The organism is Massilia sp. 01N410 (assembly GCF_056399665.1).
The window spans coordinates 14,687-31,889 of sequence record NZ_JBFTRV010000029.1 but is presented as its reverse complement, the minus strand read 5'-3'; the positions used below and the strand labels follow the sequence as shown (position 1 = coordinate 31,889).

The window sequence follows — 17,203 nt, the reverse complement described above, 5'->3', positions numbered from 1 at the left end:
CTCTCCATCATCGGCAGGCACTTGGCCTGCGCTCTCTAGCGAGCCATGCTACTCCCCCCTGACGCGCGCCTCGAGGCGCTCCCAGCGTTCCAGGGCATCAAGCAGCAAGTCCTCGATCTCCGCGAAACGGCCGTTGATTCTGCGCGCATCGGCGGGATTGGTCTTGTAAAAGTCTGGCGCGTTCAGTTGGGCCGTGATCGCCGACTGCTCGTCTTCAAGGCTGGCGATGAGCTGAGGGAGCTCCTCCAGCTCTCGCTGTTCCTTGTAGCTCAACTTTACCTTCTTGCCAGACGCGTTCTGTGCGCTGGATGACATTTCGTTCGCTTTAACCGGGCTGGTCTTCGCGGCCGCAGCCGGCGCCTTGGCAGCCTCGGTTTTCACGCGCTCCCAGTCGCTGTAGCCACCGACGTATTCGCGCCACATCCCCTGCCCTTCGGAAACGATTACCTCGGTGACGACGTTGTCGAGGAAGGTACGGTCGTGGCTGACCAGGAAGACCGTGCCGCTGTACTCGGCCAGCAGCTCTTCCAGCAGCTCCAGGGTGTCGATGTCGAGGTCGTTGGTCGGCTCGTCCAGCACCAGGCAATTGGCCGGCTTGGCGAACAGGCGGGCCAGCAGCAGGCGGTTGCGCTCGCCGCCGGACAGCGACTTGACCGGCGAGCGGGCACGCTCCGGCGCGAACAGGAAGTCGCCCAGGTAGCTCATCACGTGCTTGCGCTGGCCGTTGACCTCGACCCAGTCGCTGCCCGGCGAGATGGTGTCGGCCAGCGACGCCTCCTCATTGAGCTGCGCGCGCATCTGGTCGAAGTAGGCCACGTTCAGCTTGGTACCGAGCTTGACCGTGCCGCTGTCGGCCGTTTCCTCGCCAAGGATAATCCTGAGCAAGGTGGTCTTGCCGGCGCCGTTCGGACCGATCAGGCCGACCTTGTCGCCACGCAGCACGATGCCGGAGAAGCCTTCGATGATCACTTTCTCGCCGTAGGACTTGGAGACGTTTTCCAGCTCCGCCACGATCTTGCCGGAGCGTTCGCCGGAGCCGACGTCGAGCCGCACCTGGCCCTGCTGGTCGCGGCGCGCGGCGCGCTCCAGGCGCAGGGCTTCGAGGCGGCGCACGCGGCCTTCGTCGCGGGTGCGGCGCGCCTGCACGCCCTTGCGGATCCACACCTCTTCCTGGGCCAGCACCTTGTCGAACTTGGCATTCTCGATTTCCTCGATCGCCAGCAATTCCTTCTTGCGCTCCTGGTACTTGCTGAAGTTGCCCGGGAAGGACAGCAGGCGGCCACGGTCGAGCTCGATGATGCGGGTGGCGACGTTGTCGAGGAAGCGGCGGTCGTGGGTGATGAACAGCACCGAGCCGCGGTACTCGCGCAGCAGGCCCTCCAGCCACTGGATCGAGCTGAAGTCGAGGTGGTTGGTCGGCTCGTCCAGCAGCAGCACGTCCGGCGCAGATACGAGCGCCACCGCCAGCGCGACCCGCTTCTGCATCCCGCCGGACAGCGTGCCCATCTGCGCATCGCCCTTCAGGCCGAGGCGGTCCAGGGTCGTCTCGACCTTGTTGCCGATGTTCCAGGCATCGCTTGCATCGAGCTTGTGCTGCAACTCGTGCATGCGCTCCATGAGCGCGTCGTCGTTGCCCTGGCCGAACTGTCCGGTCAGCGATTCATACTCGGCCAGCATCGCCTGTTGCTCGCCCATGCCGCCGGCGACGGCATCGAACACGGTCATGGCCGGATCGAACACCGGCTCCTGTTCGACGTAGGCGATCTTGAGGCCCTGCTGCATGACCAGCAGGCCGTCGTCGAGTTTCGAGCGCCCGGAAATGATCTTCAGCAGCGAGGATTTACCGGTGCCGTTGCGGCCGATGAGACCGACGCGCTCGCCGGCCTCCAGGGAAAAATCGGCATGGTCGAGCAGGGCGACGTGGCCGAAGGCCAGTTGCGCGGAAGTGAGGGAGATGACAGCCATGATCGTGTGCAGCAATGAGGGAAAGACGCATTGTACCGACTGGCGGGACCGAACTTCCAATATTGTCTGGATCATCGGCTATAATTGCGGTCGGTTCACGATTCCGGCCTGTTTCTCAGGGTCCGCTCGCCGAACCGCTGAGTCCTCCCCGTAGTACAATGGATAGTACGCGCGCCTCCTAAGCGTGAGATACAGGTTCGATTCCTGTCGGGGGGACCATCTTCACGTATCCGGATGCTCCATCATCTTCTTGATGGCTGCTCTCATCAACGCTGTCGAGCGATCCCCTTGTTTATCTGGTTTGCGTTTTGCAAAAAATACCAGCAGAAGCAGGGATTGCGTCAGAACATAGCGTTCACGAATCGACTTCGGGTCCGGATACACTCCCGATACGATGTCGTCGATGAGTTCTTGTACCGGACTCGATTTCATGACAGTCCTTCGTGAAGATCACGCTTTGCCCTATGGCGTTCATGCCATTTCTGAATTGTGTCCTCTTGGCGACTGTCTTTTTACGTTTAGTGTGATCGACTAATAGATCGAACAGATCGTTTTCCATGGCATACAGAACCAGTTCCGAGTCGGATGTCAGGGCCAGCTTATCCAAAATATTTGCCTTGTGCGAACTCACTGTCTTTGAACTGATTCCCAATTCCCGACCGATCGTCGACATTCTTCTGCCGATCGCAATACGCTTTAGTATTTCCAACTCACGTTGTGTCAAGTGAACGAAGGCATTCATTGCACTGAACGACTTCAAATTTGTCGCAATGAGTGTTGCTATTTCTTTTGCGACATAAAACTGATTCTCTGCCACGATACGGATAGCATTCAAAATATTATCCGGCGTGCAACTTTTATATAAGATTCCCCTGGCCCCCATCTGCAGGGCCGCTTGCACCGTAACAATGTCATCTCCCAAGGTCACAGTGATCAGACGCCGATGCTTCCATTCGGAGGAGGCCAGCGCTGCACTATTTTCATCACGATACTGCAAGGGTGCCAGGATGACTGCAACGCCATTCTTAACGGCCGCATCGGCTGCCAAGGCGTCTTCCATATAAGCAACTTCCGCAGCCACTCGTATGTCCTTATGTCGTAAAAGAAGCGATTTCATGCCCTCACGAAGCAAGGACAGGCTACTTGCCACGACTACATTAATCATTTTCAGGAGCCTTTCTTTTTTATTTCTTCTGAACAGTTCTTTACACCGCAATAGCAACTGATCGGCGGCCTCACTTATCTCACACAAATTTCACCATGATAAATAAGCTTCCCGTTCAACTACCACTAGTCAAACAGCGGACTCAACTGATAATGTAATCGATCGCACCCTTGGTGTGTCAATAAAAACACTGTTGTTTTATAGGCCCATATTTTTACACTTCTTTCCTTTCAATATTGAACAACACACCATAAATAATGAACAAGCAAGACAATCGTCATATTTGGCGTTTGCGTGATTTAACTGCCGATCCAGTTCAAAAGATTTCCGCATGCATTGCCCTAATCCATCCGCATCCCCGATTACGACATTCCGTTTATTATTTTTACCTGGAAAACCGAATTCACACCCACTCATTCGTATAGCTAACCTTATTCGCCAACATTTATTTATTTACAATGAAATAAACAAGAACCGAGCGGCCAGGGACCCTGCTTCCGCACCGCGCCCCTGGACGATAGAGAACCTTGCGGCGTCGTTCTTATTCCAGAATACACTGCGATAAGAACCATATCGACATTACGAATATTGGGCGTTGGATACTCGGGACTCGAAACATGGACGCAGCTTTATCAAGCATGGCATTGAATGTATCGAGTCCACCTTTTATTCGCGCAATCCTCATTTGATTGCCGCGTTGTTCACTTCCGAAGCACATGATTTACGGAGCCACTCCTGCACTTGAGCAAAGTGCCGGAACTGCTGGATCCAGCCTTATGCCGGCATTAAGAATCGTCGTCGTCGGCTTCCACCCGCACTTCCCCAATGCCGATCGCTCCGCCGTTCTTGGTATCACTGCCGCTAACCCGCACGAACGATAGCGACATCATGCCGATCTCGGTGACTGTAGCGCCGCCGATTGCCTGCTTTATCTTGTAGCGAAGACGCACAGGACCATGTCCGCTGCCGTGATGAGTCGCAGCATGAATCTCGAAAGCGCCAAGCGTACCGAGGTAGACGCTGCGCGTATTGCCAGACGAGCGATTGCTTGAAGGAATGTTCAAATAGATCTTGTAGAAATAGCCACCCTTCTCTCCCAATTCGGACAGTTCGATGGCATCCAGCACGATATGCGCCGACCGGTAAGTCTTCGCTACCCCGGCGATGCGTGCCGGGTTCCCTTTTGCGATGTCGGCCAGTGCCCGGCCGTGTTCCGCGCTGACAGGTAACTGTACGCTCACCGAACGCTCGGCGAGCCCGACATCCAGCGCACCGCCCAGCGCGAAGCTCGTGTCGCTGGTCTGGTGCGGCGGGGAAATCCGAAACGAACCCACGGATGGCATCGTGGCGGGCAGGCTATCCATGGTTGCCTGCACGCGGAACAGCCGTGCATTCTGCCTGTCGCTTTCCACCTGGGCCAGAGGCAGCTTGGTCGGCATGGTTTCGTTCTGATAGCGGTAGGCCAGTGTGGTTCGAGTACTGTAGGTTTGTGTCCTGAGCATGCTCAGGGAACTCGTATACACGTGCTTCCCCGACCAATAGGAATTGGTCAGCGCCGGCATCTTGCGCCCACCGCCGGCAGCGACCCATGACACCCATATTCTGTCGACGTTCGCGTGGTGGAGCCAGAAAATGGGATCGTTGGGCGAAACCATGTCCGCCATCGCGTTGCCGATGAGGTTATGGAGTTGATTGTGCGGAGCACTCTCGAAGATCGGTTCGAATGCCTGCGACTTACCTTCCTGGAAATTAGTCACCGTGCTGTCAAAGGCCGCCATGCTCAAAGCCTGCAGGACATTCGTGTTCACCCGCTCGACATAAAGAGGATTATCGGTGCTCGGGTTCGTGAACTCGGCCGGAAGTTGGGCATAGGTATAGTAATCCCAGTATGGGAGGACCAGCTTGCTGTCTCCGGAAACGGCGCGCAATTGGCGCTCGAAATAGTAGATGTAGCCGCGATGCCATGCGAGGAAATATGGAAGGCTGTGCGGGCATTTACTAACGTGAATATTGGTCCAATACGTCCAGCTATTCGGACTGCCGGCATTCGTATTCGCTTTCATCAGCCTGACGGCTTTCAACAACGAGTCATATTGTGGCGTAATCTTAAATGCCTGCCACTCGGGACGAACCGTCAGGAGGGTCTGCCCGAACAACTCGATCGGCGCAGCGGCTGCGCCCAGGGCGAGCGCAGAGCGCTCCAGAAACGCTCTTCTGCTCATATTTGCATGATCCATCTCAAACTCCTTAGTAGCTTTGTCCTACCTCAAGAACTACGCGGCCAATTGTGCTAAGCAGCCCGAAGCGTAGTTCTTGACGATATTGCAGCGTACGTAGGGGGCGTTGATCTATCTCATATGAATTGCTGTTTCCCTTAAAAGCAACCCTGCCGTTCAAGTTGCTTTCCTCGAAACCCATAGGCCATGAATGGAAGAAGTTCTTCAGCAGCACGCCGCGCGCGTTCATCGAGATGGTCGCCAAAGCACCGATGCCGGCCGAGGAGACCTTCTCCAACGTCCGCATCGACACCGATGGCGAAGTCGCCCAGGTGTGGTTCGATTACAGCTTCCTGGACGGCAGCTACCGCCGCAACTGGGGCAAGGAAAGCTGGCAGCTGGTGCGCACCGAGAAGGGCTGGAAGATCGCCGCCGTGGTCTGGTCGCAGGAAATCAATCCGGTGCCGCCGCCGAAGAAGTAATCAGGCCGGCACCTCATCGGCGGCGCCGGAGTTCGCGCCGCTGCTGACACTGGCGCCGGTCCCCGCCCCCAGCATGGCGCCCACTTTCTTGACCAGCGCCGTCATCGCGAAGGGCTTGGTCAGGAGTTCCATCTGCGCCGGCAGGGTGTCGTTGCGCATCACCGTGCTTTCCGCGTAACCGGTCACCAGCAGCACCGGGATCTGCGGCCACAGCATGCGTACCTGGTCGGCCAGCTGGCGGCCGTTCATGCCGTTCGGCAGGCCGATGTCGGTCACCAGCATGTCCGGGCGCCCGCCGCGGACGCGCTCCTGCAGCTGGCGCAGGGCCTGGGGCGCATCGGCCGCTTCCATCACCGTATAGCCCTGCAGGCGCAGGACTTCTGCCATCACGCAGCGGATCTCGGCCTCGTCGTCGACCACCAGCACCGTGCCCTTGCGACTGGCGGCCGGCAGCGGGGCATCGCCATCCGCCACTTCCGGCTGCGGCGCTTCGGCGACCAGGCGCGGCAGCAGCATGCGCACCTCGGTGCCCTTCCCCGGCATGGAATCGATGCGCACATGGCCGCCCGACTGGCGCGCGAAGCCGTACACCATCGACAGCCCGAGTCCGGTGCCCTGCCCCATCGGCTTGGTGGTGAAGAAGGGATCGAAGGCGCGCGCCAGCACGTCCGGCGGCATGCCGGCGCCGCTGTCGCGCACCGTCACCAGCACGTATTCGCCGGGCTTCAGGTCGCCGTAGCGGCCCGCCTGCAGTGGCGAGATCACCGCATTCTCGGTTTCGATCACGATCACCCCGCCTTCCGGCATGGCGTCGCGCGCGTTGTTGGCCAGGTTCAGCAGCGCGCTCTCCAGCTGGTTCGGGTCGCACAGCGTGGTCCACGGGGCCGAATGCAGCTGGGTGCGCAGGGTGATCGAGGGTCCTGACGAGCGCTTGACCAGGTCGACCATCGACATCACCAGGGCGTTCACGCTGGTCGGCTTCGGGTCGAGGGCCTGGCGGCGCGAGAAGGCCAGCAGGCGGTGCGTGAGCGAGGCCGCGCGCTGGGTCACGCCGAGGGCGGCGTCGATGCGCGCCGGCAGGTCGCCGGTCTGGCCCATGCGCAGGCGCAGCTTCATCAGCTCCAGGTGGCCGGCCACGCCCGCCAGCATATTGTTGAAGTCGTGCGCCAGGCCGCCGGTCAGCTGGCCCACCGCTTCCATCTTCTGCGACTGGCGCAGCGCCTCCTCGGCCTGGCGCAGGGCGTCGGCCTGCTGCTTCTCGGCCGTGATGTCGCGCGCCACGCCGTACAGCAGCTCGCCCTCCGGCGAGAGCGTCCACTGCACCCAGCGATGCGAGCCGTTCTTGTGCAGCACCCGTGTCTGGTAACCGACCAGGGGCGTGCCCTGGGCCAGGATGCCCATGTGGACGGCGACGTCCTCGCGGTCGTCCGGATGCACCATCTCCATGAAGGGCCGGGTGATCGCCTCCTCGGCGCTCCAGCCGAAGGCTTCGGTGAAGGCCGGGTTGACGGTCAGGAAGCGCCCGGTCGCCAGCGAGGCCGCCGCCATCACGTCCGGCGAGATCCGCCACAGGCGGTCGCGGTCGGCGGCATGGGCGGCTACCTGGTGGCTCAGGCTGTCGTTCAGGCGCCGCAGCTCGTCGATCGCGCGCACCTTGCCGGTGGTTTCGATCACCGTGCACAGGATGCCGGCCACCTGGCCGTCCTCGTCGCGCACCGGGCTGTACGAAAAGCTGTAGTGATGCTGGGCCGGATAGCCGAGGCGGGTGCTGGTCACCGGCAGGTCTTCGAAATAGCAGGCTTCGCCCGCCCAGGCGCGCTCGGCGATCGGACCGACCGTGTCCCAGGCTTCGCCCCAGACCTCGCGGAAAGGGCGTCCGAGCGCCGTCTTCAGGCCCAGGATGGGAAGGTAGGCGTCGTTATGGAAACTGATGAGCTCAGGGCCCCAGCACAGGAAATTCGGGAACTTGGAATTGAGGACGCTGCCCAGCGCGATGCGCAGGGCGGACGGCCAGGACGGTATCGGTCCCAGCGGCGTCGCCGACCAGTCGTGCGCGGCTATGTGTTCGCCCATCAGGCCGCCGCCCGTGAGGAAGCCGAAAGAAGAAGTCACCGTCCTGTCCATCTTGAAGCGCTCATCCGGCCGATTGTAATAAGAAACAATGGCCGGGCGGCGCGCAATTGGCACAGGCTTGCGGTCTCGCTCTGTGCGGTGACGCCCCTTACAGGGGAGCGAAGCGGCGCGCCGCCTCGATCTTGCGCTGCACCGCGGCGCCGGCAGTTGCGAGTTCGCGTGCGAGGGCGGCGCCCGCCAGCGGCAGTGCGGCCTGGGTCTCCAGCGCGGCGGCGGCGTGCAGCAGGCCGAGGGTGCGGCAGCCTTCGGCCAGGCGCGCGAGGTGGGCGCGGACGGCGTCGAACTGGCCGGCGCCCAGCAGGCGCTCGACCTCGGCGCCGGCGCTCGCCAGCTGGCGCTGCAGGCCGCCCAGGTAGAGCAGCAGGCGGGAGGCGTCGATGCCCAGCCTTTCCATGGTGGCGTCCGGGCTTTCGTGCGCCTGCTCTTGCTGCCGGGCCAGGCTGTCCAGGTAGCCGCGCACCTTGCCGGCGTCGAAGGGCTTGACGATGTAGCCGTCGGCGCCCAGGCCGATCGCCTGTTCCATGGTGGCGCCGTCGCCGGCGGCCGAGACCAGCACGAAAGGCAGGCCGGCAAAGCGCTCGTCGGCCTTGACCCGGGCCAGCAGCTCCATGCCGGACAGGCGCGGCATGCGCAGGTCGCAGAACAGCATCGCCGGATCGACGCCGGCGTCGAGCTGGCGCCAGGCGTCCTCGCCGTCCTCGGCTTCCAGTACCTCGTAGCTGCCGGCGCTGTCGATCATGTGCATCAGCATCATGCGCGACACCACGTCGTCATCGACAATCAAGACCTTCATCGCGTCTCCGCTATTGTTCTTAAGCAAATTATACCCAGTGCCCGGGCGCGCACGATTCAGGCCGTGGTTTCCTCGAAGCGCGCCAGCATGGCCAACAGCTCGGGCAGGCGCGCCCTCACCTCGTCCAGCCGGCCGGCGTCGGCTTCGCTCTCGAGTTCGGTGCACAAGCGATGCAGCTTGGCCTCGCCCAGGTAGCCTGCACTGCCGCGCATGCCGTGCAGCAAGCGGCCGCAGGCTTCGGTGTCGCCGGCTTCCAGCGCCGCGTCGAGCTCGCTGCGGCGGCGCGGCAGGTCGGCGGCGAAGGCGGTGCGCATCTTGCCCATCATGTCGCCGGCACGGCGGCCGAACTTCGGCGAGATGCCGACCGGCGCCGAAGGGTCCGGCAGCGCCGGCCCGCTGGACACGCCGAACATGGCGTCCAGCTCGGCCGTGGTCGGCTTGGCGGCCGGCGCGCGCACCTCGGGCGGCACCATCGGCTGCAGCTCGATCCCGCGCTGCAACTGGCGCTCGATCGCGCGGCTCAGGTGGAAGTGCAGCTGGATGTCGTCGATCGGCTTGGTGAGGAAGGCGTCCATGCCGCAGGCCAGGTAGCGCGAGCGGTCTTCCTCGCTGGCGTTGGCGGTGAGGGCGACGATCATCAGGTGCTGGTCGAGCACCGGCGCCTCCATCGGGCCGCCGGCGCGGATCAGGCGGGTGGCGGTGGCGCCGTCCATATCTGGCATGCGGCCATCCATCAGGATCAGGTCGTAGCGGGTGCGGGCGCAGGCCGCCACCGCCAGCAGCCCGTTCTCGACCACGTCGACCTGGTGGCCCAGCTCTTCCAGCATCATGCGCGCGATGATCTGGTTGGTCGGGTAATCCTCGGCGCACAGCACGCGCAGGCGGTGGGTATGCGGCTCGCGCGCCACCTGCGCCACCACCGGTGGCTGCACGCCGTCGGCCAGCGGCAGCACGAAGCTGAAGGTCGAGCCCCTGCCCGGCGTGCTGGCGGCGCCGATCGTCCCGTCCATCAGTTCGACCAGCTGGCGGCAGATCGCCAGTCCCAGGCCGGTGCCGCCGTAGCGCCGGGTGGTGCCGGCATCGGCCTGCTCGAATTTCTGGAACAGGCGCGGCAGCGCATCGGCCTCGATGCCGATGCCGGTGTCCTCGACCGAGAAGCGGATCATGTTGCGTCCCGGCGCGTCGACCTGGTCCTCGGGACGGCGCTCGACCCGCACGGTCACGGTGCCGCTCTCGGTGAACTTGAAGGCGTTGCCGACCAGGTTGACCAGGATCTGGCGCAGCCGGGTCGGATCGCCCACCACGAAGCGCGGCAGGTCGTCGTCCAGGCGGACCGCGAAGCCCACGCTGTGGGCGCCGGCCTGCTCCTCGAACAGGGTGACCACGTGGCCAATGGTTTCGTCGAGGGCGAAGTCGATGTTCTCGGTGGTCAGCTTGCCGGCCTCGATCTTCGAGAAATCCAGCAGGTCGTTGATGATCGCCAGCAGCGACTGGGCATTGGCCTGGCCGCGCAGGATCTGTTCGCGGGTCGTGTCCTTCAGCTGGCCGTCGCGCAAGGCGAAGCCGAGCATGCCGATCACGCCGGCCAGCGGAGTGCGCATCTCGTGGCTCATGTTCGCCAGGAACTCGGACTTCTGGCGCGTGGCGTCCTCGGCGCGCTGCTTGGCCAGATAGAGGCGCTCCTCGTTCTCCTGCAGGGCGCCGTTGGCGCGCGCCAGCTCGTCGGTGCGGCGGCGGACCTGGCGCTGCTGCTCGCGCAGCTCGGCGGTCTGGCGCTCCAGCTGGCGGTTCTGCTGTTCGATGCGCTCGGTACGCGCGCTGACCTGCAGCTCAAGCAGCTCCTTCTGGCGCCGCAGGCCGTCCACGCGGATGCGGAACACGCCATAGCCGATGCCCAGCACCAGCAGGACCACCACGCCGCGGAACCACCAGGTCTTCCAGTACGGCGGCAGCACCGTGATCTTGAAGGAGGCAGGGGCGTCGCTCCAGACCCCGTCCTTGTTGGCGGCGCGCACCTGGAAGGTGTACTCGCCCGGGTCGAGGTTGGTGTAGGTGGCGAAGCGCTTGCCGGCATCGGCGGCGATCCAGTCGTGGTCGAAGCCGAGCAGGCGGTAGGCGAAGCGGTTGCGCTGCGGGGCCGCGAAGTGCAGCGCCGAGAACTCCAGCGTGAACACGGTGTCTTCCGCGGTCAGCGTGATGCCTTTCGCGCTTTCCAGCGGCCAGGACGCCAGGCCCGGATGGCTCTTGTGCACCGGCGCGCCGAAGATCTGCATGCCGGTGATCACGGCGCGCGGCGCGATCAGGTTGTCGTGCAGGGCGCGCGGGTGGAAGGCGGTGATGCCGTTGTTGCCGCCGAAGTAGAGGGTGCCGTCGGGCGCGCGCAGGGCCGAGGCGTCGAAATAGGCGCCCTCGATGGTGCCGTCGGCGGCGTCGTAGTTGCGCCAGCTGCCGCTGACCGGATCCAGGCGCGCGATATTGCTCGAGGTGCTGACCCAGATCTGGCCGTCCTGGTCTTCCAGCATGGCCGCCACGGCGTCGTCGTGCATGCCGTCGCGGCTGGTGTAGCGCTGGAAGCGCGGGGTGCCGTCGCTGCCCACCACCATCTTGTTCAGGCCGACCGCGGTGCCGACCCACAGGTCGCCCAGGTGGTCTTCCAGCAGGTAATGCACCTCGTCGTGGCTGAGGCTGGTGATGTCGGCCGGATCGTGGCGGAAGTGACGGAACTTGCCGGTCGCGCGGTCGAGCAGGTCGAGGCCGTCGAAGGTGCCGACCCACATCCGGCCCTGGCGGTCCTCGAGCATCGGCCGCACGATGTTGTCGGCCAGGCTGGCGCCCTCGGCCGGGTTGTGCTGGTAGGTGACCAGCTTGCCGCTCTTCGGATCCAGCCGGTGCAGGCCGCCGCGGGTGGCGATCCACAGCACGCCGTCTCGCGCCACCATCAGGTTGCGCACGAAGTTGGCGTTGGCGTCGCTGGCGGACAGCGTGCGCCGCGTCAGGCGGCCGCTCTTCGGGTCCAGGTGGACCAGGCCGTTGCGGGCGCCGATCCACAGGCTGCCGTCGCGGTCGACGGCCACCGCGGTGGCCATCGCGTTACCCGACAGCCCGGCCTCGCCCGGCGCCAGGCGCCAGGTCTTTTCCTGGCGGGTGAGCGGATCGAAGTGGTGCAGACCGCCGTTACTGGCCAGCCACAGCTTGCCGCCGGCGTCGGCGACGATGCCGCGCACCTTGTTGTCGTTGAGGGTGATCGGCAGGTCGGGACCGCGCACGATGCGCGCGAAACCGCCGCCGCCGAGGTCGGCGCGCGAGACCCCGCCATACCAGGTGCCGGTCCAGAAGGTGCCGACGCGGTCGCTGTACAGGGCCGACACCTGGTTGTCGCCCAGGCTGAAGTTGTCGGTAATGCGGTGCGGATGGTTCTCGAAGCGGCCGGCCGCCGGCAGCCAGCGGTACAGGCCACTATCGTGGGTGCCGACCCAGACCTGGCGCTCGCCGTCCTGGTAGAGCGCGCTGACCTCGCCAGGCGGCATGCCGTTCGCCACGCCGAACAGGGTGAGCGCTTCCGCCCCGCCCTGCCCCTGGCCCTTGGAATCCAGTGCGCGGCGTTCCAGGCCGCCCATGCTGCCGATCCACAGGCGGTGGCTGGCGTCCAGCAGCAGGGCCTGGACCACGTCGAACTTGCCGCCCTGCGGCGAGCGGTGGTGGTTGAAGCGCATCAGGTCCGGCTCGATGCTGTCCAGCCCGTTCGCCGTGCCGACCCATAGCCGGCCGCCGGGATCCAGCGCCAGCGAGCTCAGATTGTCGGATGCCAGGCTGTCGGCCACGCCGGGCACGTGGTGCCAGGTGGCGAAGCGCTTGCTGGCGATGTCGAAGTGCTGCAGGCCGTCGCTGGTGGCCAGCCACAAGCCTTCCTTGCCGTCGTCGGCAATGGCGCGGATGTGGCGGTTGCCGTTGCCGCGCTTGGCCGGCTCGTCCGGCAGATAGCTGGAAAAGCTGCCGCTGTCCGGATGGTAGAGGGCGAGGCCGCCGTCGGTGCCGATCCACAGCCGCCCCTTGTGGTCGACGTAGAGCACGCGCACCCAGTTGTTGACCAGCGAGCTCGGATCGCCAACCACGTTGCGGAAGTTGGTGAAGCGGTAGCCGTCGTAGCGGGACAGGCCGGACTGGGTGCCGAACCACATGAAGCCGTCGCGGTCCTGGACGATGGCCAGCACCGATTCCTGGGCCAGCCCGTCGTCCACCGACAGGTGTTCGAAGCGCAAGGTCGGGGTCGGCGCAGCGAACGCCGTCCCGCCCAGCAGGCAGGCCAGCGTCAGCAGCAGCAACGCGCAAAGGCGCTGCAGCGAGCGCCCTACCAGGTCATGTTTAGTATCCACAAAGCAAGGGTAGCAAAGTCTGCCGCCCCTTTGTTGGATAAATACACTTTTGCTATCGTTTTAGTCGCCTTTTGCCACACCTTCGCGGCGCGGGTCGGCGCCGCCGAACCACAGCGGCACGCCATGGATGTCCATGCGTTCGATGCCGTGCAGGCCGGAGTTCTGGTCGAACACGCGGACCGTGTGGCCGCGCGCCTTCAGCTGCTCGATCGTGGCAAGCGGGAAGCGCCCCGCTTCGAGCTCGGTCGGGCCGTTGCGGCTGCCGAAGTTCGGCAAGGCGATCGCCTCCTGCACGTTGAGACCCCAGTCGAGGGTGCCGACCAGGACCTTGGCCACATAGTTGATGATCAGCGGTCCCCCAGGCGAACCGATCGCCTCGACGAAGCGGCCGGTCTTCTTGTCGAAGACGATGGTCGGGCTCATCGCGCTGCGCGGACGCTTGCCCGGCTCGACCCGGTTGGCGATCGGACCGCTGGCGTCACGCGAATCGAAGGAGAAGTCGGTCAGCTGGTTGTTGAGGATGAAGCCGTCGACCATCTGGCGCGAGCCGAAGGCATCCTCGACGCTGGTGGTCATCGACAGACCGGCGCCATACTGGTCGACGGCCACGATATGCGAGGTCGAATGCGCCTCGATCGAATTGTCCAGGCCCCAGTTCCAGGCCATTTCCACGCCCGGCGGATTGCCCGCCTCGGCCTTGCCCATCGAGCGTGGCCCGATCAGGCTTGCGCGTTTGCCCAGGTAGTTCTTGTCCAGCAGGGCCGGAATGCCTCGGCCCGGCAGCGGCACGAAGTCGGTGTCGGCGGCGTAGCGGTCGCGGTCGGCATAGGCCAGGCGTCCGACTTCCGATAACAGGTGCACCGCGTCGGCGTTCGGGATGCCGTTGGTGGGTGCCAGCGCCTTCATGTCGCGGGTTTCGAACATGCCCAGCATCTGGGCCACGGCGATGCCGCCCGAGGATGGCGGCGGCATGCCGCAGACCGTGTAGGCGCGGTAGTCGCTGCAGACCGGCTCGCGCAACTTGGGCTGGTAGGCGGCGATGTCGGCGGCGGTGAGCAGGCCCGGATTGGTCGGGTGGCTCTTGACCTTGGCTTCGATGTCGCGCGCGATGCGCCCCTGGTAGAAGACGTCGGCGCCGCCCTCGGCGATCTCGCGCAGGGTGAGCGCCAGCGCCGGATTCTTGAGGACGTGGCCGACCGGCCAGGGCTTGCCGTCCGGGCCGTAGAAATAGGCGCGCGCGGCCGCATCCTTGCGAATCCAGGCGTCGCCGGCCAGCAGCTGGTGCAGGCGCGGGCTGACCTTGAAACCGTTCTCGGACAGGCGTATCGCCGGCCCGAACAGGGTCTTCCAGGGCAGCTTGCCATGCTGCTTGTGGGCCAGGGCCAGCATGCGCAGCACGCCCGGCGCGCCGGTCGAACGGCCGCCGACGATGCCCTCGGTGCGCGACAGCGGGCTGCCGTCCGGATGCTGGAACAGGTGCTCGTCGGCTTTCGATGGCGCGGTCTCGCGGCCGTCGAAGGCCTGCACCTTCTTGCCGTCGTAGTACATCAGGAAGGCGCCGCCGCCGATGCCCGAGGATTGCGGCTCGACCAGGGTCAGCACCAGCTGGGTCGCGATGCCGGCGTCGATCGCCGTGCCGCCCTGCTTCAGCATCTCGTAGCCGGCCTCGACCGCCAGCGGATTGGCGGCCGCGACCATGTAGTTGCGCGCGGCCCAGCCGGACTTCTGCTGGTAGCCGGTGGCGGCTTCGGGTGCGCGCTGGAGTGAATCCTGGGCGAGGACAGGGAATTGGATGCTGGCCAGGACGGCCGCGAGGACGATCAGCTTCGACTTCAACTTCATTCGGTTCTCCGGAAAAAACAGGGCGTGCAGCCGAAGGTGTTGTCGACCCGCACGCCCGATATCACGGAGCATCCTACATCAAATAAGCAAGTTGCTCACGGCAAGTCCGCGCCTGACTATCCTCTGCCGATTATTTCGGCTGCATCCGGATCGCGCCATCCAGGCGGATCGTCTCGCCATTCAGCATGGTGTTTTCGATGATGGTCCTGGCCAGGTGGGCGTACTCGCCCGGCATGCCGAGACGCTGCGGGAACGGCACCATCTTGCCCAGCGCATCGCGCACTTCCTGCGGCATGCCCATCAGCATCGGGGTCTCGAAGATGCCCGGGGCGATGGTCATCACGCGGATGCCGCTGCGCGACAGGTCGCGCGCCATCGGCAAGGTCATGCCGGCCACGCCGGCCTTCGAGGCGCCGTAGGCAGCCTGGCCGATCTGGCCGTCGAAGGCCGCGACCGAGGCGGTGTTGATGATGACGCCGCGCTCGCCGTGCTCCAGAGCGTCGGTCTTGCCCATGGCGTCGGCCGCCAGGCGGCACATATTGAAGGTGCCGACCAGGTTGATGTTGATCGCGCGCTGGAAGGCGTCCAGCGGGTGCGGGCCGTCCTTGCCGACGGTCTTGATGGCGGGCGCCACGCCGGCGCAGTTGACCAGGCCGCGGACCGTGCCCATCGCGGTGGCGGCCTCGACGACGGCCATGCCGTCCGCCTCAAGGGTCACGTCGCACTTCACGAAGCGCGCCTTGCCATTGCCGAGTTCGGCGGCCAGCTTCTCGCCGGCGTCAAGCTGCACGTCGGCCAGCACGACCATGCCGCCGGCTTCCACGATCATGCGCGCAGTCGCGGCGCCCAGGCCGGACGCGCCGCCGGTCACGATGAATACATTGTTCTGAATCTGCATGCTGCTGTCTCCTCCAGTTTCGAGTAAATCGAGTAACGTTTACGTAAACGTCAACTCCTGGATTGTAGCGAGCTTCAGCGATCAGCGCCATGTTTATAAGCATTGAACGGTCGTGCCGATGCGGGTGCAGGGGCGCCCACTGCTGCTGACGCCGGCGCCGGTGGGGCCGAGGTTGTAGGTGCCGCCGGCGGCGTCGCGGCAGGCTCCGCCGACGCAGGAATTCAGCGGCGCCGAACTCGGCACCACGGGCTCGGGCGCCATGGCGGGCGCCGGCACCGGCACCGCGCCATAGCCGATCGCCGCCGCCTCGCCGCCATCCAGCGGACGCGGCGCCAGCGGACCGGCCGGCTGCCAGGCTTCGCGGCGGCGCTGGGTCCGGCTCGACTGCTTCTGCTGCTTCTGGCGCGGCTGCTGCGACTGCTGGGGCGGGGCCTGGCGGGTCAGGCTGTCGGTCTCGTCATGCACCTCGGCCGGGTCCTTGCGCGTGGGATCGGCGGTCTGCGGCTGGCGCGGGTTCAGGACTGGACCGTAGCTGGGTCCCTGGTTACCGCTCGGCAGCGTCGAGGGCGGCGCCGCGTTCGGAGTCGTACTGCGCGCGGGCCGGGCGGCATCGCTGTGGCCGGCCGCCTCGTCGGCCACGCCGGCATCCTGGTTGGCCCGGTCGGTGCTCTGGGTCCGGGCCCCGGTGGCGGCGCTCTCCTCCTTGCGCAAATAGGATTCGGCCTGCTGCCTGGCTTCCTGGGCCTGCCGCGTCTGCTGCGGACTCTCGACCTGGGGCTGGACTTGGGACTGGCGCGCCTGGGCCGCCGGGACCGTGCCTACAAGCAGCGCGGACAGCGCCAACGCGCCGCATATTCCGATCTGATTCATGGCTCACCTCGATTGGCTGGATGAGGCCATTATCGGCGCGCGCAGTGACGGCAGGCGCGCGCCTGCATGACAGGAATTACTGGCCGGGCGGCGGCTCCCACAGCTCGACCTTGTTGCCCTCGGGATCGATGACCCAGCCGAACTTGCCGTACTCGCCGTCCTCGGTCTTGTCGAGCACCTGGCAGCCCTCGTCGCGCAGGGCCTGCAGCAGCGCGGCCAGCTCATGAACCCGGTAATTGATCATGAAGGGCGCAGTGCTGGGCGCGTACAGCGTGGTGTCCGATGCGTTGATCGACCAGACCGTCATGCCGCCGGTCGGCTTGCCCTCTTCGTCGCTCCAGCTGAAGGCCGTGCCGCCCCAGTCCATGACGTCGATGCCGAGGTGTTGCTTGTACCAGGCACGCAAGCTCACCGGGTCCTTTGCGTTAAAGAAAATGCCACCGATGCCAGTTACCCGTTTCATGCG

General features: G+C 64.7%; 11 protein-coding genes and 1 tRNA gene. 2 read left to right on the top strand and 10 right to left on the bottom strand.

Features of this window, described 5'->3' with window-relative positions:
- Positions 1-48 precede the first annotated feature (48 nt).
- Positions 49-1,965 (bottom strand): ATP-binding cassette domain-containing protein, encoded by a 1,917-nt coding sequence (locus tag AC1DOP_RS25640; protein ID WP_442124325.1) that lies wholly within the window; start codon positions 1,963-1,965, stop codon positions 49-51.
- A gap of 144 nt (positions 1,966-2,109) precedes the next feature.
- Between AC1DOP_RS25640 and AC1DOP_RS25635 the strand changes: the two genes are divergently transcribed.
- Positions 2,110-2,184: transfer RNA gene (locus AC1DOP_RS25635), tRNA-Arg, on the top strand.
- A gap of 136 nt (positions 2,185-2,320) precedes the next feature.
- Here AC1DOP_RS25635 and AC1DOP_RS25630 read toward each other — a convergent pair.
- Together AC1DOP_RS25630 and AC1DOP_RS25625 are read right to left on the bottom strand one after the other, a co-directional pair.
- Positions 2,321-3,130, bottom strand: coding sequence for a LuxR C-terminal-related transcriptional regulator (locus tag AC1DOP_RS25630; RefSeq protein WP_442124324.1), 810 nt, complete (start codon positions 3,128-3,130; stop codon positions 2,321-2,323).
- 785 nt (positions 3,131-3,915) lie between these two features.
- Complete coding sequence (locus AC1DOP_RS25625; protein WP_477254085.1) at positions 3,916-5,367, bottom strand: tyrosinase family protein; 1,452 nt, start codon at positions 5,365-5,367, stop codon at positions 3,916-3,918.
- 161 nt (positions 5,368-5,528) lie between these two features.
- Between AC1DOP_RS25625 and AC1DOP_RS25620 the strand changes: the two genes are divergently transcribed.
- On the top strand, positions 5,529-5,828 hold the full coding sequence (locus tag AC1DOP_RS25620; RefSeq protein ID WP_442124322.1) for a nuclear transport factor 2 family protein: 300 nt from the start codon (positions 5,529-5,531) through the stop codon (positions 5,826-5,828).
- Here AC1DOP_RS25620 and AC1DOP_RS25615 read toward each other — a convergent pair whose 3' ends face one another.
- From AC1DOP_RS25615 to AC1DOP_RS25585, 7 genes are all read right to left on the bottom strand, one after another.
- Positions 5,829-7,940 (bottom strand): hybrid sensor histidine kinase/response regulator, encoded by a 2,112-nt coding sequence (locus AC1DOP_RS25615; RefSeq protein WP_477254083.1) that lies wholly within the window; start codon positions 7,938-7,940, stop codon positions 5,829-5,831.
- Between the two features lie 109 nt (positions 7,941-8,049).
- On the bottom strand, positions 8,050-8,754 hold the full coding sequence (locus AC1DOP_RS25610; protein ID WP_442124320.1) for a response regulator: 705 nt from the start codon (positions 8,752-8,754) through the stop codon (positions 8,050-8,052).
- 56 nt (positions 8,755-8,810) lie between these two features.
- Entirely contained in the window at positions 8,811-13,127 is a 4,317-nt protein-coding gene (locus AC1DOP_RS25605; RefSeq protein ID WP_477254080.1) for a hybrid sensor histidine kinase/response regulator, read from the bottom strand.
- Between the two features lie 60 nt (positions 13,128-13,187).
- Positions 13,188-14,969: a gamma-glutamyltransferase gene (ggt, locus tag AC1DOP_RS25600; protein WP_477254078.1), complete on the bottom strand. Its 1,782-nt coding sequence runs from the start codon at positions 14,967-14,969 to the stop codon at positions 13,188-13,190.
- Between the two features lie 130 nt (positions 14,970-15,099).
- The gene (locus tag AC1DOP_RS25595) at positions 15,100-15,867 is read right to left on the bottom strand and encodes a 3-hydroxyacyl-CoA dehydrogenase (protein WP_442124317.1); all 768 of its coding nucleotides are present in this window, start codon (positions 15,865-15,867) and stop codon (positions 15,100-15,102) included.
- A gap of 93 nt (positions 15,868-15,960) precedes the next feature.
- On the bottom strand, positions 15,961-16,737 hold the full coding sequence (locus tag AC1DOP_RS25590; protein WP_442124316.1) for a hypothetical protein: 777 nt from the start codon (positions 16,735-16,737) through the stop codon (positions 15,961-15,963).
- Positions 16,738-16,813: 76 nt separating this feature from the next.
- A complete protein-coding gene (locus AC1DOP_RS25585; RefSeq protein ID WP_442124315.1) occupies positions 16,814-17,200 on the bottom strand; it encodes a VOC family protein in 387 nt (128 codons plus the stop codon).
- Between the last annotated feature and the right edge of the window lie 3 nt (positions 17,201-17,203).